Origin of the sequence: Microcoleus sp. F4-D5 (assembly GCF_036704885.1) — a bacterium.
In the GTDB taxonomy this organism is placed as follows: Bacteria; Cyanobacteriota; Cyanobacteriia; order Cyanobacteriales; family Microcoleaceae; genus Microcoleus.
Map to the genome: position 1 here is coordinate 25874 of NZ_JAUBSX010000057.1, position 22148 is coordinate 48021.

At 45.5% G+C, this 22148-nt stretch carries 20 protein-coding genes; 9 read left to right on the top strand and 11 right to left on the bottom strand.

Annotated elements, in window-relative coordinates; genetic code table 11:
- The first annotated feature begins 323 nt into the window (after positions 1–323).
- Both QUA80_RS23160 and QUA80_RS23165 read left to right on the top strand, forming a co-directional pair.
- Positions 324–1301: an acetamidase/formamidase family protein gene (locus QUA80_RS23160; protein ID WP_333427371.1), complete on the top strand. Its 978-nt coding sequence runs from the start codon at positions 324–326 to the stop codon at positions 1299–1301.
- A 156-nt stretch (positions 1302–1457) separates the two neighbouring features.
- Positions 1458–1742, top strand: a complete 285-nt coding sequence (locus tag QUA80_RS23165; RefSeq protein WP_333427372.1) for a hypothetical protein — start codon at positions 1458–1460, stop codon at positions 1740–1742.
- Between the two features lie 249 nt (positions 1743–1991).
- On the opposite strand, the gene galT is transcribed toward QUA80_RS23165, so the two are convergent.
- Positions 1992–3014: a galactose-1-phosphate uridylyltransferase gene (galT, locus tag QUA80_RS23170; protein ID WP_333427373.1), complete on the bottom strand. Its 1023-nt coding sequence runs from the start codon at positions 3012–3014 to the stop codon at positions 1992–1994.
- Between the two features lie 238 nt (positions 3015–3252).
- Positions 3253–3912 carry a restriction endonuclease subunit R gene (locus tag QUA80_RS23175; RefSeq protein ID WP_333427374.1) on the bottom strand — a complete coding sequence of 220 codons (660 nt, stop codon included), beginning with the start codon at positions 3910–3912 and terminating at the stop codon, positions 3253–3255.
- 117 nt (positions 3913–4029) lie between these two features.
- On the opposite strand from QUA80_RS23175, the gene QUA80_RS23180 reads away from it, so the two are divergent.
- The 3 genes from QUA80_RS23180 (at position 4030) to acs (ending at position 6977) form a co-directional block, all read left to right on the top strand.
- Entirely contained in the window at positions 4030–4545 is a 516-nt protein-coding gene (locus QUA80_RS23180; RefSeq protein ID WP_445302280.1) for a DUF433 domain-containing protein, read from the top strand.
- Positions 4523–4885, top strand: coding sequence for a DUF5615 family PIN-like protein (locus tag QUA80_RS23185; RefSeq protein ID WP_015175460.1), 363 nt, complete (start codon positions 4523–4525; stop codon positions 4883–4885). Before QUA80_RS23180 ends, QUA80_RS23185 begins: the two co-directional genes overlap by 23 nt.
- A gap of 121 nt (positions 4886–5006) precedes the next feature.
- The gene (acs, locus tag QUA80_RS23190) at positions 5007–6977 is read left to right on the top strand and encodes an acetate--CoA ligase (protein WP_333427375.1); all 1971 of its coding nucleotides are present in this window, start codon (positions 5007–5009) and stop codon (positions 6975–6977) included.
- Between the two features lie 110 nt (positions 6978–7087).
- Here acs and QUA80_RS23195 read toward each other — a convergent pair whose 3' ends face one another.
- Positions 7088–7375: a hypothetical protein gene (locus QUA80_RS23195; RefSeq protein ID WP_333427376.1), complete on the bottom strand. Its 288-nt coding sequence runs from the start codon at positions 7373–7375 to the stop codon at positions 7088–7090.
- A 19-nt stretch (positions 7376–7394) separates the two neighbouring features.
- Here QUA80_RS23195 and QUA80_RS23200 point away from each other — a divergent pair, with 19 nt between their 5' ends.
- Positions 7395–7997 (top strand): ACP phosphodiesterase, encoded by a 603-nt coding sequence (locus tag QUA80_RS23200; RefSeq protein WP_333427377.1) that lies wholly within the window; start codon positions 7395–7397, stop codon positions 7995–7997.
- Between the two features lie 96 nt (positions 7998–8093).
- Entirely contained in the window at positions 8094–8984 is an 891-nt protein-coding gene (locus QUA80_RS23205) for a thermonuclease family protein (protein ID WP_333427378.1), read from the top strand.
- A gap of 876 nt (positions 8985–9860) precedes the next feature.
- Here the strand turns inward: QUA80_RS23205 and QUA80_RS23210 are convergent.
- Positions 9861–11780 carry an iron uptake porin gene (locus QUA80_RS23210; protein WP_333427379.1) on the bottom strand — a complete coding sequence of 640 codons (1920 nt, stop codon included), beginning with the start codon at positions 11778–11780 and terminating at the stop codon, positions 9861–9863.
- 822 nt (positions 11781–12602) lie between these two features.
- On the opposite strand from QUA80_RS23210, the gene QUA80_RS23215 reads away from it, so the two are divergent.
- Complete coding sequence (locus QUA80_RS23215) at positions 12603–13382, top strand: class II glutamine amidotransferase (protein ID WP_333427380.1); 780 nt, start codon at positions 12603–12605, stop codon at positions 13380–13382.
- 16 nt (positions 13383–13398) lie between these two features.
- Here the strand turns inward: QUA80_RS23215 and QUA80_RS23220 are convergent, their stop codons facing one another.
- The 7 genes from QUA80_RS23220 to gltB form a co-directional block, all read right to left on the bottom strand.
- Positions 13399–13569: an element excision factor XisI family protein gene (locus QUA80_RS23220; RefSeq protein ID WP_333427381.1), complete on the bottom strand. Its 171-nt coding sequence runs from the start codon at positions 13567–13569 to the stop codon at positions 13399–13401.
- A 238-nt stretch (positions 13570–13807) separates the two neighbouring features.
- Positions 13808–14665, bottom strand: coding sequence for a hypothetical protein (locus QUA80_RS23225; RefSeq protein WP_333427382.1), 858 nt, complete (start codon positions 14663–14665; stop codon positions 13808–13810).
- Between the two features lie 34 nt (positions 14666–14699).
- Positions 14700–14924 (bottom strand): type II toxin-antitoxin system RelN family antitoxin, encoded by a 225-nt coding sequence (locus tag QUA80_RS23230; protein WP_333427383.1) that lies wholly within the window; start codon positions 14922–14924, stop codon positions 14700–14702.
- 22 nt (positions 14925–14946) lie between these two features.
- Positions 14947–15246 (bottom strand): type II toxin-antitoxin system RelE/ParE family toxin, encoded by a 300-nt coding sequence (locus tag QUA80_RS23235; RefSeq protein ID WP_333427384.1) that lies wholly within the window; start codon positions 15244–15246, stop codon positions 14947–14949.
- Complete coding sequence (locus tag QUA80_RS23240) at positions 15243–15497, bottom strand: hypothetical protein (protein ID WP_333146877.1); 255 nt, start codon at positions 15495–15497, stop codon at positions 15243–15245. The genes QUA80_RS23235 and QUA80_RS23240 overlap by 4 nt, the downstream gene beginning before the upstream one ends.
- Before the next feature lie 420 nt (positions 15498–15917).
- Positions 15918–16472, bottom strand: coding sequence for a GNAT family N-acetyltransferase (locus QUA80_RS23245; RefSeq protein WP_333427385.1), 555 nt, complete (start codon positions 16470–16472; stop codon positions 15918–15920).
- Positions 16473–16545: 73 nt separating this feature from the next.
- On the bottom strand, positions 16546–21132 hold the full coding sequence (gene gltB / locus QUA80_RS23250; protein WP_333427386.1) for a glutamate synthase large subunit: 4587 nt from the start codon (positions 21130–21132) through the stop codon (positions 16546–16548).
- Positions 21133–21737: 605 nt separating this feature from the next.
- Here gltB and QUA80_RS23255 point away from each other — a divergent pair.
- A complete protein-coding gene (locus QUA80_RS23255) occupies positions 21738–21884 on the top strand; it encodes a hypothetical protein (RefSeq protein ID WP_333427387.1) in 147 nt (48 codons plus the stop codon).
- Positions 21885–22148: the final 264 nt, after the last annotated feature.

Consider the following 22148-nt stretch of genomic DNA (forward strand, 5'->3'; position numbering starts at 1 on the left):
TCGTCATTAGTTGTAGGGGGGGTTTCACCAGCAAAACAGAACTCCCCACCCAAATACATATAAACCCGCGCCACCAACTTTAAATTTTAAACTACCAACGTTATCAAAAAGTTAAGAAATTAGTAAAATATCTCACATCTAACAAACTTTAACCATTTTTTCACATCTTCCGATCTCTCCATTCTCTTTCTCTGCGCCCTCTGCGCCCTCTGCGCCCTCTGTGGTTCATTAAAAAAATTATCAAAAATGATTGAGACTTGCGATATAAAATTCATAACGCCCTTGCTTCAATCTAAAATCTAAAATCTAAAATCTAAAATCCCATGACCCGCCACCTTCTCAAGGCTAACTGCAAAACCGTACACTTGGGCGGTTTTTCTCCGAATATCGAACCTGCTTTAAGGGTGGATTCGGGCGATCGCATCGATATCGAAACCTATTCAGGATATTATGTTGCTGACAAGGCCCCGCCCGAATTTCTCACGCCCGAATTTTTAGATATTTGTCAGAATTTGCCTCCCAACCGCAAAGTTGGCCCGGGGCCCCACTTGCTGACAGGCCCAATTTATGTTAACAATGCCGAACCGGGAGACGTTTTAGAAATTCACATTGAGGATGTTTACCCGAGTTTACCAGTAGGATTTAATGCAATTCGCGCCGGATGGGGTTCTTTGCCTGAGTATTTCTCCGAACCTAAATTGCGGTTTGTTCCGCTAGATTTAGAGCAAAAAATTGCGGAATTTCCCCCAGGTAGCGGCATTCGGATTCCCCTGCATCCTTTTTTTGGAATTATCGGCGTTGCCAATTCAGAAATCAACCGTTCTTCTATTCCCCCACAGCGCTACGGCGGCAATATGGACAATCAGGAACTCCAACCAGGAACGCGGTTATTTTTACCTGTTTTTCTGCGCGGCGGTTTACTGTCCGTGGGCGACGGGCATTCGGCACAAGGAGACGGTGAAGTTGACGGTACTGCCATTGAAACTTCGATGAACGGCACTATTAAAATTATTTTACGAAAGGATTTATTTCTGGATTTTCCTTTTGCGGAAACGCCTGCTGATATTATGGTTATGGGGTTCGGGCGGACGTTAGATGAGGCTTTTGAGTTGGCACTAAAACAGATGATTTATTGGCTGCAAACTTTTGGGGGTTTGAAAGAGGAAGATGCTTATGTTTTGTGTTCGATAGCTGCCAATTTTCGGATTACGCAGGTGGTCAACCAGCCTCAGAAAGGAGTTCACGGGATGCTGCCCAAGTGTATTTTGCCGGAGGTGAAAATAATGGGTCATCGAGTTTGATGCGGCATAATAACACGGAAGTGATAAAAATATCACGATCGCGATCGCACAAATTACACGAATTTGTCACAGCAGTGGTCGATCGCGATCGCGATCCGGTTGAAAATTAAGCTTAATATTGGATCGGTTGCACATTTTATCTAAATCGAGCTCAACATGAAAAACCAGACTGACGATGTTGCCAAAAAAGATTTAGCCGATCGAGCTTTTGCGAGTGCAGCAATACCAGATCCGACAGCGTGGGTGCAGGAACATTATTTTCTGGCTAATTTCGCCGATACTCTCGCCCACCTCCAAGAACATTTGTCTGATGACAGTTGCGAAATCAACGAGAATGGGGACTCTGGGGAGGCGATATTGTCGATCGACGCTAAAATTAGAGATATGTTGAGAGCTACTTTTAGCGACGACTGCTGGCAGTATGTCGAAAGTTTATTGTGAGTTGGGTAAAATTCATAAGTCTTTCGTCTTTGTATGTTCATAGCTTGAACTTGTAAATGATACCAGTCTCAAAAAAGAATGCAACTGTAAGCTGCGATCTAAACTCTTAGATCGTCCCTCATTCCCAACTTTCTAATCTCAAATATCAAATTTCAAATAATATCAGTTTCCTTCCCCAACACAGACTCGCAACTCAAAATGCTTGCGTGCATTTCCACTACAATTTGAGGTATTGTGATGCAGGAAACTTTATATCGGCGGGAAATGGCTTTCGCTAGGAAATTCGACCGATCGCAAAAACGCCGCACTTTCTTCTGGCAAAGCAGTATTGATAAACATCCCGCTGCCCAACTCAAATCCAGCTTGCTTGGTGACTCTGGGAATAATTGCTATATACCAGTGAAAGTATTTTGTACCCCCTTCGGCGATCGGCATCGATCGAATAGTATAGTTGTAATCGGGATTGTTCAATCCGTAATAAAGCTTAGCCAGTACAGTTTTCAAAGTATCAGCAAGATCCGTAATTTCCCCATCAGTAAGGTCATCAAATGAAGAGGAATGTCGGCGCGGAAAAATCCAAGTGTGAAACGGTGAAAGTGCAGCGTAAGGGATAAAAGCCACAAAATCTTCACTCTCACAAATCACTCTTTCTCTCGCCGCTAATTCATCTTCCACAGTCCGGCAAAACAGACATTCTCCCGTGTCGTCAAAATATCTAATAGCTTCGTCGATGCGGCTGCGAAATTGGCTGGGTACAACGGGCGTCGCTGCTATCTGCGAGTGGGGGTGTTCGAGAGAAGTTCCGGCACTTTCCCCGTGATTTTTGAAGATAATAATTGTTTCAATGTGGGGATTTTTTCTGATTTCTACATAGCGCTGGCGGTATACTAAAAGTATGTTGGCAACTTCTTCAATGCTCAACAAAGCTGTCGTCAAATCGTGTCGCGGGTGTTCTACAATTACTTCGTGCACGCCGATTCCCGCCATCGTGCGGTGAATTCCCGATGATATCCTCATCCATTCTGCTGTCGGGGAGAGTGCGGGATATTTGTTGTAAATTGCCCTGACTTTCCAGGCAGTGCGATCGCCCAAACGGCAAGTTTCTAAGGTTGCGTCTTCCTCATTTCCCACGCAAAACGGGCAATCGGCACGGTGCGGCGGCACTAATGTTTCGCACTTTTTTGGGTTAGCGAATTGATCCGGTCTTTTCGCCCGTTCGGTGGCGATGATTACCCAATCTCTGGTAATTAGATTTTGTCTAAGTTCAGACACTTTCTTAGGTTCAGTTTCAGGGTCTCTCCGTTTCTAATTCTAGAGAACGACTTGTATTTTGTCACTCGGTTTTGTAAATTTTTAACAAATCTTGATTTCTAATTTTAGCAGCAGTTTCCCAACAGCAGTTAACAACATTTAGAACCAGCGATACAGGGCGATTAGGGACTCAAGGGGTTTCTCCCCTACAGAATATCTGTCTAGGCAGTAGGTTAAGCACAGATTTTAACCTGAGAGATTAAGCCAATTGCAACTGCACATTCTGCAACTTGCAAATCGCTTTCAACACTTGCGCCAACAAGAGCGCTCGCTCTCGGTCAATCAAATTCAATTCCGGTAAAATCTGATAAGTACAAGGATTTCCCCGCGTCACCCGCACAAACCGATAACTTTCGCCATTCGTCGTCAATCCCCAAACAGACGATTGCTGCTGCAAACTTTTATAAGTATAAGTCAGGAGTTGCGGCAAACCAGTCAAAGGTGCGATCGCACTATTTTTCGCCTCGACTACCAAAATCCAAAACTGTGCAGCCGCGAGGTCTGCATCCGGCTGATTTACGGCTAAAACATCCAAGCGCCCTTTAATTAAAGTATCCCCATCCTCAACCTCGATCGGGATGCTATCTTCCATTGTCAGCACCACAGGAACTTGAAAAAATCCCGTTAATCTCATTAACGGTGAAAGTGCTAAAAACTTAACCAATTCTTCAGAAACTTTACCTGCTTCTAGATACCGCCAAAAGTCATTGCTGATTTCCAACAGTTGCTGTTGTTCAAAATCCGTCAGAGGTTCCAGAGAGAAAAAATCAGTAAAACCTCCTCCTGTTTGTCTTTCCAGTTTGAGAAGGCGGCGAACGTCGTTTAGAGAGAGTTGGCTTGCTTCTAAATTTTGCGTCATGGCTTTTGTGCGATCGGCTGTTAATGTCAGTTATCAAATCAATTATAAAAGCATTACCATCGGATTTGTTATGATATAATCCTACCAGATATCGCTCCTGTAAATCGGGTAGATTGTATGAAAGCAATTAAAGTGATGGCAACGATCGACGATCGAGGACAATTGTGCGTTGGTGAACCACTCAAGTTATATCGCAACAGCCGAGCCGAAGTAATTGTGCTGGTTCCCGAAGTAACAGAAATTAATAAAGAGAAGCAATCTCATGAAGCCAACCACCAAACCACGCAACTAGAAGACTACTTCAACTTCCTAAGACCTGACGATATTCGGCTCAAAGGTTCCCGCATTGGCATCGAAACCATTCTCTATGAATACCTGTTTCGCGCTCGAACTCCCGAAGAAATTGCTAACGTTTATACATCGCTCACCCTGGAACAAGTTTATGCGACTATTTTGTATTACCTGCACAACAAAGAAGCAGTCGGTAAATACATAACCGAATGGCTGGAATGGGGCGAAGAAATGCGAGAAGAACAACGTCGCAATCCTCCTCCAGTGACAGAAAAACTTCGCAAATTTAAAGCAGAAAGAGAGGCAAGGAGCAAAGCTGATGCCAATCCAGTATCTCTTTGATGAAAATGTCGATCCTGCGTATGTTAACCAAATTCGCAGGCGCAATCCCGATCTGGTTGTTCTAGCAGTGGGAGAACTAACAGCACCTTCTAAAGGCACTCTCGATCCAGAAATTCTTATTTGGTGTGAAATCCACAATTTCATTCTTGTTACCAACAACCGCCGCTCTATGCCAGTTCATTTAACAGAGCATTTAGAGCAAAATGGTCATGTCCCAGGAATCTTTATCCTGAATTCCAAGCTGAGTATCGGTCAAAATATTGAACTACTGCTTCTGATTTATGAAGCATCATTTGATAATGAGTACCAAGATATAATTTACAATTTACCAGTGCTATAATTTCTAATACAGTCCCAACATTTACAAATTTCCCCAAAGTCTTAAGGAAAATAAACATACTTTTGCCCCAACTTATGCAAACAATAGTTAAAAAGACGAACCGAAGTGAAAGTTAAAAGCAATGTCACAAGATACCATCGAATCAATTCTGCATGAAAAACGGCTATTTCAGCCGCCCGCTGAATTCTCCCAAAAAGCTCACATCAAAAGCCTAGAAGAATACCAAGCCCTCTACGACAAAGCCAAAGCTGACCCCCAAGCATTCTGGGCAGAACTTGCCGCCGAAGAATTGCACTGGTTCCAAAACTGGGATACCGTGCTAGACTGGCAGCCGCCTTTTGCTAAATGGTTTGTCAACGGTAAAATTAATATTTCTTACAATTGTCTCGATCGCCACTTAACCACTTGGCGCAAAAATAAAGCCGCCCTGATTTGGGAAGGCGAACCCGGAGACTCCCGCACCCTCACCTACGCGCAACTCCACCGCGAAGTCTGCCAAATGGCGAACGTCATCAAAGAATTGGGAGTCCAAAAGGGCGATCGCGTCGGCATTTATATGCCCATGATTCCCGAAGCTGCGATCGCCATGCTAGCCTGCGCCAGAATCGGTGCAGTACACAGCGTTGTTTTTGGCGGTTTTAGTGCAGAAGCTTTGCGCGATCGGCTTAACGACGGCCAAGCAAAACTCGTCATCACCGCTGACGGTGGCTTCCGCAAAGATACCGCCGTCGGCCTCAAAACACAAGTAGACAAAGCATTAGCAAATAATGCCACACCCAGCGTTACCAACGTTCTCGTAGTTCAGCGCACCAAACAGAAAATTGACATGGAACCAGGGCGCGATCATTGGTGGCACGATTTGCAAAAAGGTGCATCGGCAAATTGTCCCGCCGAACCGATGGACAGCGAAGATATGCTGTTCGTACTCTATACCAGTGGCAGTACCGGCAAACCGAAAGGTGTCGTCCATACAACCGGTGGTTATAACCTTTATACCCACATGACAACCAAATGGATATTCGACCTCCAAGATACCGATGTTTACTGGTGTACTGCTGATGTCGGCTGGATTACTGGACACAGTTATATTGTCTACGGGCCGCTGTCCAACGGTGCGACAACTTTAATGTATGAAGGTGCTCCTCGCCCTTCAAATCCTGGCTGTTTTTGGGATGTGATCGAAAAATACGGCGTCACCGTTTTCTACACTGCACCCACTGCGATCAGAACATTCATGAAAATGGGCGAACACTTGCCCAACGCGCGCAATTTGTCCTCTTTACGATTGTTAGGAACCGTCGGCGAACCGATCAATCCCGAAGCTTGGATGTGGTATCAGCGCGTAATTGGCAAGTCGAATTGTCCGATCGTCGATACTTGGTGGCAAACAGAAACCGGGGGAATTATGATTACCGCTTTGCCCGGTGCAATTCCTACAAAACCCGGTTCTGCAACCCTACCGTTCCCCGGAATTGTGGTCGATGTTGTTGACCAAGATGGCGAACCAGTCACTAACGAAAGCGGCGGTTATTTAGTGGTGAAACATCCTTGGCCGGGAATGATGCGTACACTTTACAACGATCCCGATCGCTTCCGCCGCACTTATTGGGAATATTTGCACCCGAAAGATGGCGAATTCGTGTACTTTGCAGGGGACGGGGCGCACAAGGACAAAGACGGTTATTTCTGGGTAATGGGCCGCGTTGACGATGTAATTAATGTGGCCGGACACCGACTCGGCACAATGGAAGTCGAGTCAGCTTTGGTATCGCATCCAGCCGTGGCGGAAGCTGCGGTTGTCGGCAAACCTGATGAGATTAAGGGTGAGGAAATTGTGGCGTTTGTGACGCTGGACAACTCGCAGCAACCTAGCGATGAATTGGCTAAGGAATTGAAGCAGCACGTTGTTAAGGAAATTGGGGCGATCGCCCGTCCCGGCGAAATTCGATTTACTGATGCTTTGCCGAAGACTCGAAGCGGGAAGATTATGCGCCGGTTGCTGCGTTCTTTGGCGGCGGGACAAGAGGTTTCTGGGGATACTTCGACTTTGGAAGACCGGACGGTTTTGGATAAGTTGCGGGGAGGTGCGTAGGGGTATGCAACCGCAGATTTTAGCTGATTAACGCGGATGAACGCAGATAAAATTCCCATCAGCTCATCTGCGTTTATCTGCGTTTATCTGCGGTTTAATTGTTAATTGGTTTATTTACCGCGCCACAGATGAACGGCATCGGCGTTCATTTCAGACCTTACCTGTAGCCAATCCTCTAGCAAGCAGTCATCATCAACTGCTTGCTTGTGCTGTTCGTCTTTGAGAATTTCCAAGACGTGAACTCCAGACGGATAGTTGACATGACGAATTTCTGGGTCATATCCCAAGTCTTGAATTTTTGCCAGAACGCGATCGACAGCACCGGCAACAGTAAGATCGACGGCAAGAATAATTTGATCGAGTTTAGCACCCGGTTTTACACATTCTAGAACCGCCATTATTCTTTATCCTTATGCTATGTTAGATATTTTTACTGTAGCAATGAATTATTTGGCTCATCTATTCTTATCAGAAGGCACGCCAGAATCCCTGATTGGCAACCTCTTAGGAGATTTTGTCAAAGGAACGGCCGTCAACCTTTATTCCGAGGAAATTAGAAAGGGCATCGATTTGCACCGCAAAGTAGACAGCTACACGGACTCTCACGCAATAGTGCGATCGAGTAAAAGCCTGATTTGCGCTGATAGACGTAGGTTTGCTGGAGTTTTGATAGACGTGTTTTACGACCACTTCTTGGCTAAAAATTGGCTGGAATATTCAGAAATTCCGCTTCCGGATTTTTCTCGCCATGTCTATCAAGTCCTGCAAGACAATCGCGATATATTGCCTGAATCTCTCCAGCGCCTGCTGCCAACAATAATTGCCCGCGACTTGCTTTCATCTTATCAGGAAATTGCCGAAATCGGCATCACTCTTACAAGAATGTCTGCCCGAATTAAGCGGACAAATAACTTAGCAAGCGGCATAGAAGATTTGACAGCTAACTATCAGCGCTTAGAATCTGATTTTCGAGATTTTTTTCCCGATTTGATAAAATACGCGACTGTTAGCAAATATTAATACAAACAACAAAAATTATAGTTGCTCTTGATAGCGAACTCGTGTATAATTACACCCATATGTGCATCAAATTTCAAGTGCAACAGGGTTCAAAATATGGCCACCAGAATTCCGAACCTGCAAGTAACTAAAGTAATTGATGGTGACAGCATCAAAATTTCTCTCAACGGCAAAACCGAGGCTCTGCGCCTGATTTGCGTCGATACAGAAGAAAGTCATTCGGGAGGCTCCAAACCTGTAACTGCTGCGGGGAAAGCAGCTTCGGAAATGGCTAAAAAATACTTTGCGACCGCTGGCGGCGGACTTACTAAAATTGACATAGAATTTGATACAGATGATTCGGTTGAAGTGGCTCTAGAAAAACACCGCGATAACTACGGGCGTCTCCTCTGTTACGTACATAAAGATGGAGAAAATTACAATCTTAAACTGATTGAAGAAGGCTGGAGTCCCTACTTTGTCAAATACGGGCGCTCCCGATTGTATCACCGCCAAATGACTGAGGCTGAAGCTGTAGCAAAAGCCTACAATTTGGTGATTTGGAATCCGATTACCAATGCTAAAAATATCTCTCGCAATTATGCTAATTTACTGCCTTGGTGGTCGATGCGAGGCTCTATTGTTGAAGAGTTTCGGTTGGCAGAAGCAACCGCAGGAGCACTTTCTGTCAGGTTGGACTACCCGAAAATCTTAGCTGCTTCTGAGAGAGCTAAATCTATTACTATTTTCTGCGATTTACAGGCTGGGATTAATAAATGGATCGGCGGAAACGCTCTGATTTATGCTGGATCAGTTTATCATAAATTAGATTTGTGGATACCGGATGCTAAAACCGATGAAATGGCTCCATTGAAGAGGCTAATCGAGAAGCGTTATGCGGGTCTGGGACGCGGATATGTGTATGTCAGTGGTAAGGTAGAACTATACAAAGGGAAGCCTCAAATAGTTTTGAAGGATATCAAACAACTTTCAGACTTTCCACGATAATATTTTAACTATTGTTAGTTTCATCAATCGTTTTTACTGCATCTAATTTTCTTGAGAAGTACGATCGCACAAATAAATAGAGGATGATGCTAGGAAGCGATCGCCCTCTATTCAGCCATGATATTCTATTTATCTAGAGATGCAGGAAAGTTTATTGTTGCATTGAAGGAGTAGTGAAAAATCTACATCCTAAGGGATTTGTCCGTGCAGATTGATTTTGAGGAGTGGTTAGAGAAGGACTAGAGTTAGAAGGTGTGCTATTCAATTTTGAGACGGTAAAAGATTTAGAATTGTTAGGATTTTTTCCCATGTTGCTAACAGAACTGTTAGTAACATCGGGTGACTCAGTACTTGTGATATCCTGTGTTTCAGTTACATTTATCGGCGATTTTACCGTCGTTTGTGCCTGACACGGATAGGCAGTCATAGCAGAAATTACAGCAAAGATCGGACACCAAAAATAGCCCGTTGATTTAATCATATTTATCTAAACCTAAACTTAAAGAAGTCTTACTACTGCTTATTAATAATAGATTAAGTTAGAAAAAATCCTATTTCAAGCGTGTTAATGCGTATTTTTTTAAATTTAACAATTACGTATTTGTAGGGAGGAAAAAAAGATACAAACGGAGAAATTACTATTAAGTGTAAAGTTTCAGTAAAGATAGCGGGTTTTTACTGAGAAAAAATATTAAAACATCCCGCTGTGGTTTTAATTACTGTCGGCTGGCCGAAAAGCACCTTTCTCGCTTAACAGGCTTTCCGGCCTGTTCCACAAAATAAAATTTTCTTGTGGGCGCTTCCTCCGGGGGGTTCACCAAAATTGTTTGCAATTCGCGATCGATCTAGTAAACCCGCCCTCACAGCATTAGACTCTTAAAAAGAAAATGAAGTTCTCAATACACCAACTGAGATCGGGTCGCTATCGGGAGTGTGACCGGGTTGAAAAATCAAGATTAATCCAGGGGTGACGCTGATATTATCATTCACCTGCCAGCGGTAGAATACCTCTACATGAGTAGTCGTTCCGGGTTGCCCGCCCGATCGCCCTAAACCCGTATCTAAAAAATCAGGAACGTTATTGCCTGTAGGTAAATTGCTGCTGACAATTTTAGGTGGTTGCCCGATATAAATTCCTCCTAAATTCCCTGATTTAAACAAATCAGGAAAATTTAAAAAAACCATATAATTTGTAGTTGCTACTGTACCAGATTTACCCGGAATGCGAGAATTAGTATAACCAGCCCAACCTCCCAGAGAAACTCGCGATGAAATGCGCCAGTTTAAACTTGCTCCAACTGCATTTGTTTCCAGAGGTTCGGACTTATTTGTGCTAGGATTGATAGCAGTCAATTGGCGATCGCCTGCCAAACTAATCAAATTACCATCTGGCGAATAATCGTTAACATAATAGACAGTAACATCAACTGGATCTGCTGGCGTCAGAGTTAGTTGTACGCCCAATGTATTGTGTCCTTTAGGTCCGTTAGAACTGACAAAAAATCCCGGAATGTTAGTAGAATAAACTGCTTGCAAACTGGCTCGATTCGCAAATTGCCAGTCAATGCCAATGCCGCCTAAACCTAAACCAGTGTTCAAAATTGGGTTTCTTTGGGCGAAGGCAGAAAGGGGGCCGGAAGCTGCACTTTCCGCCCGATTCGGCCCTCGAAAACCGGTAATCATGTTAACTCCTGCTGTCCCTGCAAAGACTGCCAATTTGTCACCGACCAGAAAGCGGTAGTTGAGGTCGCTAATAGTTAATCCAGGAGTTTCGCCTAAATTATAAGCAAGGTTTACGTCTTCAGTTAATTGTGGTGAATTGCTTCCCTTCTGGTTGTAAAAACCGATTAATAAGTTACTGCGAGGGCTAAATTGAGTGGTTAAATATAATTGAGTGAAGTTGATCGAGTTGACATTTGTACCGGGGTCTTTGGTATCCCTTTTGCCGTCTCTGGGAGCGCGATCTGCACGGTTGGGAGTGCGCCCTTGTATTCCAAAAACGGTGAATCCTGATAGCTTAGTTGTTGTTGAAAATTGATTTGCTTCTAGTTCGCTAGTTCGCGCTTCTAGGACATCCACTCTGCCTCGCAGTGTGGCAATTTCGGCAGCAAATTCTTCTTGCAATTTTTGCAGTTTTATTAAGTCGTCTCGCTTAGCTAGACTTTCAGTTGATTTGGCGATGGACTCGCGGATTTTATCTAAACAAGCATTGATTCCGGCTGCAAATTCATAGCGGGTGAGGGCGCGGTTTCCGCGATAGGTTCCGTCGGGGTATCCAGCTATGCAGCCGTATTTTTCTACTAAGGATTGCAGTGCTTGAAATGCCCAGTCTGTCGGCTGTACGTCGCTGAGTTGGGAAACTGATGTAACTTGTTCTATTGAGTTATCAGCAGGGTAAATTAATGGGGAATTTTCTAATTTATTTTCTTCAACTAACGGAGGTATTTCTGCGGGCTGGGTTTCGCTGGCTTCGGATATGTGAGTTTCTCTCTCACTCGCTATAGGTAGGGGCGACTCCGATGTAACGTTTATCGGTGAAGTTACATCTACATTGTGAGAAGTTTCTACTAATTGTCGATCGGGATTACGATCGAAATTATCCGGTAGATTATTTGTCGGTGCGGGTAATTGATACCGTTCATTAACTGGATCTTCGGAATTTGCACTATTTGCTGTTGTTTCAATATCTGTCGTTTCTGCTAAGGCTGAAACGCTGAATAATGCCTGCAATCCGCATCCTACTATTAAGCTGCTAAGGATTTTCCAAATTTGTCGATCGCACTTGTGATTTGGCATTTTATTATATATATATTGTGAGTATTTGACCGAAGAAGTGAGAAAAAGGGCGATTCGCTACGGGATAGCTACCCTTCACGCACTATTCTAGATGAAGGGCGATCGTAAATTCCGTTTCTTCTCCCAAAACTGACGAACTAATTAAACGGCGACCCTCGGTTTATTCAACTATTTGACGGGTGATTGACAATCCGGTTCCCGTTCCTTTCCCAACAGCTTTTGTAGTGAATCAAAATTTAAAAATTTGCGATATTATTTCCTGATACATTCCCGGTCAATGGTCTTTTATTTTAATTAAAATGTTTCGCTATCGAGCAGATAATTAAGTAGCAATATTAATGATGTTGAGTGCGGATGCAATCGATGCCAAAATACACCAGTGCTTAGCTTTTTATAAAACATCGATCGTTTTTTCAGTACGAGTCACGAACACCTGATTCAGTTCCAAAAGCATTTAATCCAATTAATTTGTCACTAATTTTTGATAATTTTAATTGCTGGCTGGTTATTATGGATCTTCAAACGGTGCTACCAAATCATCAAAGCGCTATCAATTCCTTCCCGGATATCGGCTAACACTTGATACTCGCTGTCTGCACGGTAAACAGTGCGGAGCCAGTTATCGGTTAACATCGTTTGGGAAACACGAGCGATTTTTTTAGCAATCGCCAACGTTCTAACTTCAGTATCATTACGGTTGACAAAGCAAAAATATTAAGAGTCTTTAACTTATTTGACCCGTTAATACTATAATATTATCACCGCAAATCTTTAGCTGCCAATAGCAGCGCGATCGATCCACACTCCAGAGACTTAAAAGCTATGTGCCAATTACTGGGAATGAACTGCAATGTTCCGACAGATATTTGCTTTTCTTTTGAGGGTTTTTCTGCAAGAGGCGGCAAAACGGACATTCATCAAGACGGTTGGGGAATTGCTTTTTTTGAAGGTTTGGGATGTCGCATTTTTATAGACTCTAAACCTGCGATTGCTTCTCCGGTTGCTGAAGTAGTGCGCCGCTATCCCATTCATTCAACTAATGTCATTGCTCACATCCGCCAAGCTACCCAAGGCAAAATTGCTCTGGAAAACTGCCACCCTTTTATTCGGGAACTTTGGGGGCGTTATTGGGTGTTTGCTCACAACGGAAATCTGGAAAATTTTCATCCTGAAAGTGCAGGATTTTACAAACCAGTTGGTCAGACTGACAGCGAAAAAGCATTCTGTTTGATATTAGAAAAGCTGCGATCCACTTTTCCTCAAAGCAAACCTGCTTTAGCGGAAATTTACCCGGTACTGGCGGAAATTACTAAAACTTTCGCACAACACGGAATTTTCAATTATTTACTTTCTGATGGAGAACACTTGTTCGCACACTGTTCTACTAATTTGCATTATATTGTGCGACAAGCACCTTTTGCTAGCGCGCACTCGATCGACGAAGATGTAACTGTTGATTTCCGGGAACTAACAAAGGAGGACGATTGCGTGGCTGTTATTGCCACTTTGCCGCTGACTGATGACGAAGTGTGGACGCAAATGCAACCAGGAGAATTGCTGGTATTTCAGGATGGTTTGCCGCTCAAGTTTTGGTCGCTATAGTTAAGTTAAATAAGTGCTAAGAAGCGGCTGCAAAATCGGTGTATTGCCGCATCCCTGGCTCGTGAAATGCCAACACAATATCTTCCTTGGGAACCCCTGCACGCACCAAATCCGTTGCAATCCCATTTTCTGTCCAGTCTTCCTCGATCCAGAATTTGCGATCGCGAATCCGAACGTAAACAGTCAATCGATTTTAGATTTTAGATTTTAGATTTTAGATTGAAGGATAGGAGAATAAATCACCGTTTTGTTCGTCGGTAATTAAGAATGTTTCGATGTCTGGTTGAGGATGGCGGTACAATTATAGATACTCGGTTAAAATATGCTCTATTACTTTGGGATACTCAGTTAGTTTATCCATTGCACAATTTTCTCTACTATCGATCGCTCTTTTTTTCCATCGCACTGCGCGAATTGCGATCGCCTCAAATCCCTGATTCAGTAAAAGCTAGGTTCAAATCATCAATCAACCCCAATTGTTGGGCCCACTCTGTTAAGTAACCCCGCTGCAAATTATCAGCTTGGACTTTCATAATTCCCAAAATATCATTCCATTGTTTTTGAGACTGAGATTGTTGCCACAAGAGCAGTTTTGCCAACACAATATCTTCAGGAGAAGCCACCCAAAATTGTTCTACACCAGCTTCGTCAAGCGCTTCTAATCGTCGTCTTGCCATTTTTGAGCTATCGAATTCAGTATTAGAATTAAGCACAATATCAGCGTTCAATACTAAAGTCATGTGAGTGACGCTCAACACCATCCCTCTACCCTCTTGAATATCTTTTACCGAACCCGGAGGGCAGTAAAAACCAGCCGTTTCTAGTGCTTCAACTAATTGAAAAATATTGTCCCGGAGCAATTCAATTACTAAATCTAAATCGCGTGTTGTTCTCGGGTCGCCATAGACAGAAGCGGCAACGCCTCCTGTAATATAATAAGAGACGCCTAATGTTTCAAAAAGTGGGTGCAACAGTCTAGCAATTTCTCTGGGGTCTTGCGTCCACATAGAGGGATCACTGGTGGCGGTTAAAATTGGCAACCACTTGCTACCTAATATCGATCGAGCAAATCGCTCTTTGTAGGTTGAGGGACAAGCTTTTTTCATCCCGCGCAAGCTAACAGTTTTTGCCCAACGATTTAATTTTGCCCCCATTTGCCACCGTTGGGAATTGGTGAGTTGCCGCAGTAGGTAAAAATCAATTGCATCAGCTTCAGGAGTTTTATCATCCGACTGGGCACGGTATCCAGGTTTGATGGATATTTTCGGTATGGATTGAATCATTTTGCTTGTTGATTTCCCTAATTCTATATCAATTCTACAGTTGGGACAAGGGGAGAGTTTGTCCGGTAATTGCCTCATGGAAGCCTTGCTGAAGCCCTTCGAGGACAGTTTCAGTCGGGTCATCATCCGGATCGATGTCAGTGTCTTCCGGTACTAAAACAATAATCCGAACGTAGCTGTGGCTGACAATAGCAAGGGGTCGATCGATACAAAGCATCCCTCGATGGTCAATTTTTCCAGTGGTTTCAATCGCTTTCATAATATAAGAAACTCGATACAGTTCACTCAGAGAATAAATCTTCTAAATCTCGGTAGCCGCTAACAACCCGCAGAACTTCAATTCCTGCTTCGATCGGACTGTAGAAAATGAGGTAATCATCGATCGGAAAACTCCGTACATTTTCCATTAACTCATCGCGATTCCGTCCCATACTCGGAAACTGCGAGAGAGTTTGACACTTATCGTTAATTCTGTCCAGAAAGCTTTCTGCTGCATCGAAACCGCTGCGATCGGCAATATAGTCCATAATCCTTTCTATATCCCGACTTGCCGGAATTGTAAATCTACAAATCCGATTCATATATCTGCTTGCGTGCGACGTTGTTGTAGCTTTAAGCGCAAACTCCGAAACATATCTTCAGCATCAATTACTTCACCCCGCCCGGCCGCATCCATTCCCAGACGAATTTCTTGCTGGAGTTCTTTGAAGCGTCCTTTATAGATATCTTCCCATTTATCGGACTGCAAGAATTTGATGAAAGCTAAGACTTCTTGTTGCTGGTCTGGCGATAAGACCTTCACATTTTCCAAAATGGCTTGTTCGACGGTCATAATTATCCCTTTATTTTGATTGCTATTCTACAATCTAGTAACAACATTATATCAAACGGGTGGCTTGACAGCAATTCAGGGGTGACTTCAATTAAATTAGCTTGGGATACTCAGTTAGTTTATCCCTTGCACAATTGCCTCTACTTACGCAGCAGAACTATTAACCAGTCTAACTGTAGGTCTGTCTGCACTTGTGGGCGATCGCAAATAACTTTCAAGTAGCGTCGCAACTGCTACAGTGTTTCCCAACAGATCGAAGAGCTCAAGTCGAAGAGCTCAAGGCTATAACCTATTTCTAGCCCCTCAACGTGATGCTGTTCTACAACTGTACCCCTCTCGCCGACATAAAGTCATTCTTCAGGAATATCGCATAACAAGATGACATCTGAATAAAGTTTATAGTTTATAGTATCCTCGGATTCAAGTTTCTTTAAACAGCAAAATACTTTCATAATTTTGTAAATCGAGAAATAGATCGATTTGCAAAGTTCCTATTTGTTCAAATCCCTGTTTTTGGTGAAACATGAGTGAACGATTATTAGCTATTGGGTGGGTAACAATAAACAGCGAAATAAATGAATTTGGAAAAACTTTATAAATTTCTTCATACATAAATCGAGCAACACCTCTACCCATGCAATCTAACTTTGTTGCTACTACTTGGAGATAAAAATGCCGATCGCTTGTGACTATTTTCTTAAAACCCTCATCTTTCCAGATAATTTTATTCAACATTTCCTCAGATATTTTCGGTTGTGATATAGCCACAAATCCCAGAATTTCCCCATCGGTTGTAGCTGCAACAAAATATCTGCCTGAATTATTTAAGCTTTTGACAATCTCATCTTCAGTAATTTTTGTTAGCAAAAAGCCTCGCTCGATCGACGTATTTTGACTGCGCGCATTAGAATTGTGAATATTGACGATCGCCTGTATGTCCTCTCGATCGGCTTCTCTAAAAGTTAGATATTCCATTGCATAGTGTGTAGGAACTCGGACAAGGGGCTTTAAGCCCCTTGCTACATGAGTAGAATTCTACCGCAGAACCCTAGCTGCCGCCAATTCGGGCGACATCGCGAGCGTTTTCTTCAAATGCAGCCGTCAGCGCATCATCACCGCTTAAACCCGCAGCGATCGCCCTTTCAATAGCCTGCAACACCCGCTTGTAATCCTTCGGCATCACCTTCACAAACACCGGCACCATCGAGTCCCAATTTGCCAAAACCTTCGATGCTTTCGCACTTCCAGTCAAATCACAATGAGTCTGAATTAACTGCCGCAAATCGCTAATTTCTTCAGCATCCTCCAACTTTTCTAAACCTACCATCGACATATTGCAGCGAGTTGCAAAATCCCCCGCTTCATCCAAAATGTAAGCAACACCGCCACTCATACCCGCAGCAAAATTGCGCCCGGTTTTGCCCAAAACTACAACTTTGCCGCCAGTCATGTACTCGCAACCGTGATCGCCCACACCTTCAACTACTGCGTTGACGCCGGAGTTACGCACAGCAAAACGTTCGCCCGCCATCCCTCGGATGAAAACCTCGCCGGATGTCGCGCCGTAAAGCACTACGTTACCGACAATCACGTTTTCTTCCGCGACAAAGGTAGAAGCTGGTGACGGATACAGGATGATTTTGCCACCGCTGAGCCCTTTGCCCAAATAGTCGTTAGCTTCGCCTTCGAGTTCCAGGGTGACTCCCTTGGGCACGAATGCGCCAAAGCTTTGCCCGGCGCTGCCTTGGAAGTGCAGGTGCACCGTGTCATCCGGCAAACCTTCCCAGTGGCGTTTGGTGATTTCGTTGCCGAGAATTGTGCCGACAACCCGGTTGACATTGGTAATCGGCAGCTTGGCGCGCACTTTTTCGCCGTTTTCGATCGCACCTTTGCACAAATCCAGCAGTACACTCATGTCGATCGACTTTTCTAAACCGTGATCCTGCGCCATCTGACAGTAGCGCCCGACATCCGCGCCCACCTCCGGCTGGTAAAGGATTTTCGAGAAATCCAAACCCTTAGCCTTCCAGTGTTCCACAGCTTGTTTCGCTTCCAAAACATCAGTCCGCCCCACCATTTCATTCAGCGTGCGGAAGCCCAACTGCGCCATAATTTCCCGGACTTCCTGCGCGACGAAGGTCATAAAGTTTACCGTGTGCTCGGGGTCGCCGGTAAAGTTTTTCCGCAACAGCGGGTCTTGCGTCGCTACGCCCACCGGGCAAGTGTTCTGGTGGCAAACGCGCATCATGATGCAGCCCAATGTCACCAGCGGCGCGGTCGCAAAACCGAATTCCTCAGCACCAAGCAAGGCAGCAATTGCTACATCGCGGCCGGTTTTCATTTGACCGTCAGTTTCTACCACAATCCGGCTGCGGAGATTGTTGAGTACCAAAGTCTGGTGAGTTTCAGCCAGTCCCAATTCCCAAGGTAATCCCGCGTGTTTGATCGAAGTCTGCGGCGACGCGCCGGTTCCGCCGTCGTAGCCGGAAATCAGCACGACATCGGCGTGGGCTTTTGCAACCCCGGCCGCGATCGTCCCGACTCCAACTTCCGACACGAGTTTCACGCTGATCCGCGCTTCCCGGTTGGCATTTTTCAAGTCGTGAATCAATTCGGCCAAATCTTCGATCGAATAAATGTCGTGGTGAGGAGGAGGCGAAATCAAACCCACACCCGGAGTCGAGTGCCGCACCTTCGCAATCCACGGGTATACTTTTTTACCGGGCAACTGTCCGCCTTCTCCGGGTTTTGCGCCTTGCGCCATCTTGATTTGGAGTTCCTGCGCTTGGGAAAGGTACAAGCTGGTAACGCCGAAACGCCCGGAAGCAACTTGTTTGATCGCGCTGTTTTTCGAGTCGCCGCGATCGTTCGTCCAAGTGTAGCGTTCCGGATCTTCCCCGCCTTCACCGGTGTTCGATTTGCCACCAATGCGGTTCATCGCCACAGCTAAAGATTCGTGGGCTTCCTTAGAAATCGAACCGTAACTCATCGCCCCAGTTTTGAAGCGTTTGAGAATAGATTCAACGGGCTCAACTTCCTCAATCGGTATCGATTCCCGCTGTTTGAATTGCAACAAACCGCGCAAGGTAAAATGCTGCTGGTTTTGTTCGTTTACCAGCGCAGAATACTGTTTGAAAAGCGTGTAACTGCCCTCGCGCACCGACTTTTGCAGCGCGTGAATTGTCTGCGGGCTAAACAAATGCGCCTCGCCTTCTTTCCGCCACTGATATTCGCCGCCGACATCGAGAGTATGTCCGCTGGATGGACGGTCTGGGAATGCGTGATTGTGGCGCAAAATTGCTTCTTGGGCGATGACTTCGAGGTCTACACCTTCAATCCGCGATGCCGTCCAAGCAAAGTATTTATTGACTACGGATTTGTTTAAGCCGATCGCCTCAAAAATCTGCGCGCCGCGGTAACTTTGAATGGTGGAAATCCCAATTTTCGAGGCAACTTTCGTCACACCTTTAGTTGCGGCTTTGACGTAATTTTTGCAAGCTGTTTTGTAATCGACATTTACCAGCAATCCTTCGCGGATCGAATCGGCGATCGTCTCGAAGGCCAAATACGGATTGATCGCGCCGCAACCGTATCCAATAAGTGTCGCAAAGTGATGCACTTCCCGAGGTTCGCCGGATTCGAGCACGAGTCCCGCCCGCGTGCGCGTACCTTTGCGGATCAAGTGGTGGTGCAGGCCCGCAACTGCCAGCAGCGCCGGAATTGGGGCTTGGTCTGGATTGATACCCCGATCGCTCAAAATGATGATATTCACCCCCGAGTCGATCGCGCTGTCTGCTGCTGCAAAAACCTCTTCTAATGCTTGTTCTAGACCTTTCACGCCGCTTTTGGGGTCGAACAAAATCGGTACGGTCAGCGACTTGAAATTGCCCTCATTTACGTGTTTGAGCTTAGCTAATTCTTCATTGCTGAGAATTGGCGTTTTCAGTTCAATCAAATGGCAGCTTTCCGGTTCCGGTTTGAGCAAATTGCGTTCAGCGCCGATCGTAGTTTCGGCAGAAGTTACAATTTCTTCGCGGATAGAATCGATCGGCGGATTGGTAACTTGAGCAAACAACTGCTGGAAGTATTCGTAAAGCAGTTTTGGGCGGTTGGAAAGCACCGCCAGCGGCGTATCCGCACCCATCGCGCCGACAGCTTCCACCCCATCTTTCGCCATCGGCGCTAACAGCAACCGCAGTTCTTCAAAGGTGTAGCCAAAGGCCATTTGCCGCTGCAATAATGTTTCGGGGTCGGATTCTGCCACTTCCGGCGCATCTTTGAGTTTGGCGATTTCGACCATGTGCTTGTCGATCCACTCGCGGTACGGGTGTTCCGAAGCAATTTGATGTTTAATTTCCTCATCAGAGACGATGCGGCCTTCCTCGGTATTTACCAGGAACATCCGGCCCGGCTGCAAGCGGCCGTTGAAAGCGATTCTTTCCGGGGCGATCGGCAAAACTCCAGCTTCCGATGCCATAATTACCAAGTCGTCTTTGGTGACGCAGTAGCGGGAAGGGCGCAAACCGTTGCGATCGAGCACTGCCCCGATCGAAGTACCGTCAGTAAAGGCGATCGAAGCCGGCCCGTCCCAAGGTTCCATCAAGCAAGAATGGTATTCGTAGAAAGCCTTTTTCTCGTCACTCATCGACTCGTGGGCCGTCCAAGGTTCCGGAATCATCATCATTACGGCGTGGGGCAAAGAACGCCCGGCCAAAGTCAGCAATTCTAGAGCATTATCAAAGATAGTCGAGTCGCTGCCTTCGATATTGATTAAATTGGGGATTTTCTTTAAGTCATCGCCGAACAGTTCCGACTCGAACAGCGATTGCCGCGCGTGCATCCAGTTAATGTTGCCGCGCATCGTGTTGATTTCGCCGTTGTGGGCGATGTAGCGGTAAGGGTGCGATCGTTCCCAACTCGGAAAAGTATTCGTGCTGAAGCGCGAGTGAACCAGGGCTAGAGCGCTTTCCATGTCGGGGTCGTGCAGTTCGGGATAATAATCCCCCACCTGCACCGGCATTAACATACCCTTGTAGACGATCGTCCGGCACGAGAGAGTGGAATTGTACCAGTAGGGGTCTGTGTTAGTCCTGCGGATGGCATTGTGAGCCCGTTTGCGGATGACGTACAGTTTCCGCTCGAAAGCCGCCTCGTCAATACCAGCAGCCCGCCGCAGGAACACTTGCTGCATGAAGGGTTCGCTAGATTTAGCGGTGTCGCCCAGGGACGAGTTGTCCGTGGGAACATCCCGCCAGCCGAGCACTTCCTGGCCTTCTTCTGCCGCGATTTCCTCAAAAATGCGCTGCCCGTTTTCCCGTTCAGTTCGATTGGGCGACGAGTAAATCGCGCCAACGCCGTACTCGCCGGCTTCGGGAAGTTCGATGTTTTGCGCGGCAGCCGCTTTCTTGAGAAACTTGTGGGGCACTTGCATCAGAATCCCCGCCCCGTCTCCCGTGTTGGGCTCGCAGCCGCACGCGCCCCGGTGGTCGAGGTTCAGCAGGATTGTCAGTGCCTGCTCGACAATTTCGTGGGATTGCTGACCCTTGACGTGTACAATAAATCCGACTCCGCAAGCGTCGTGCTCGAACTGCGGATCGTACAAGCCTTGTTTTTGTGGCAGTTCGTTGCTGTTCATTTTGATGTTTTCCTAAAAGTGACGAAAAAATTGCGATCGACAGAGTGCCAAGCTCTTTATTGTACCTAATATGTATTTTCTAATCATGTGAGCTTGGAAGTTTTCAGCTTAAGAAAATTGTTAGATCTCAGCAGTCATTAGTCATTAGTCATTAGTCACAATAAAAATACTCCCCTTCCCTTACTCTCCCCTCTCCCACTCGTGACAGGTCGAGGTTTGTTACAACCGCATGAGTTATGAACTTCCCTCCCAGGGCGAAAATCAAGTGATGAAATGAAACTGCATCCAAAACCCCCATCTTGAAAAATCAGGATCTCCAGGATTAGTCACGTATCGCGTCCAAACAAATGCCTCAAGCGATTTGGTTGGCGACGTGGAGCTCTTCCTTGTACACTCCTAGATCGTTGCGACCCTGACTGCAAAGACCCGCGGTTGATTCTGACTGACCTGAAGCCCCAGTAAGCCGACCTTCTCTCCTATGGGCTACCTCCTGTTACCTCACGCCCAGAATACCATTCTCGCTTCACAGACCTTTCGAGCCCGTTCCGCCAAGAGTATATTTTCTTGTGGGCCGTTGTTCCGAGCCCGTAAAAGACTTATTAACAATGGTGCAAGATGTAAGTTTACCGAATGTGTTTACCGCGCTGTCAAATTTCATCGTTGGCAATGCCATCATACCCGTTTACTTGACCAAGAATTTCAAAGGTAGTACCCGCCACGCGATCGATCCGTGGAATCAATCCAAAATCTAAAATCTAAAATCCTCAAGCCCCCGAATTTGTCTCGCGCAAGTCAATCCAAAATCCAAAATCTAAAATCTAAAATCGAATGACCCACAAAGGACTCAACGAATGCGGTTAGTGCTCGCTGTTTCCACTCTGTCGATGGCGATCCGGGCGTGGTGCTTTGGAATCATCAATCACCTCACCTCAACTCTCGAACCCACATTCCGCACCCCCAACTGGCACATAGGCAGATGGAGGGGATAAAAGTGAATCATCCGAGATAATAAGTAA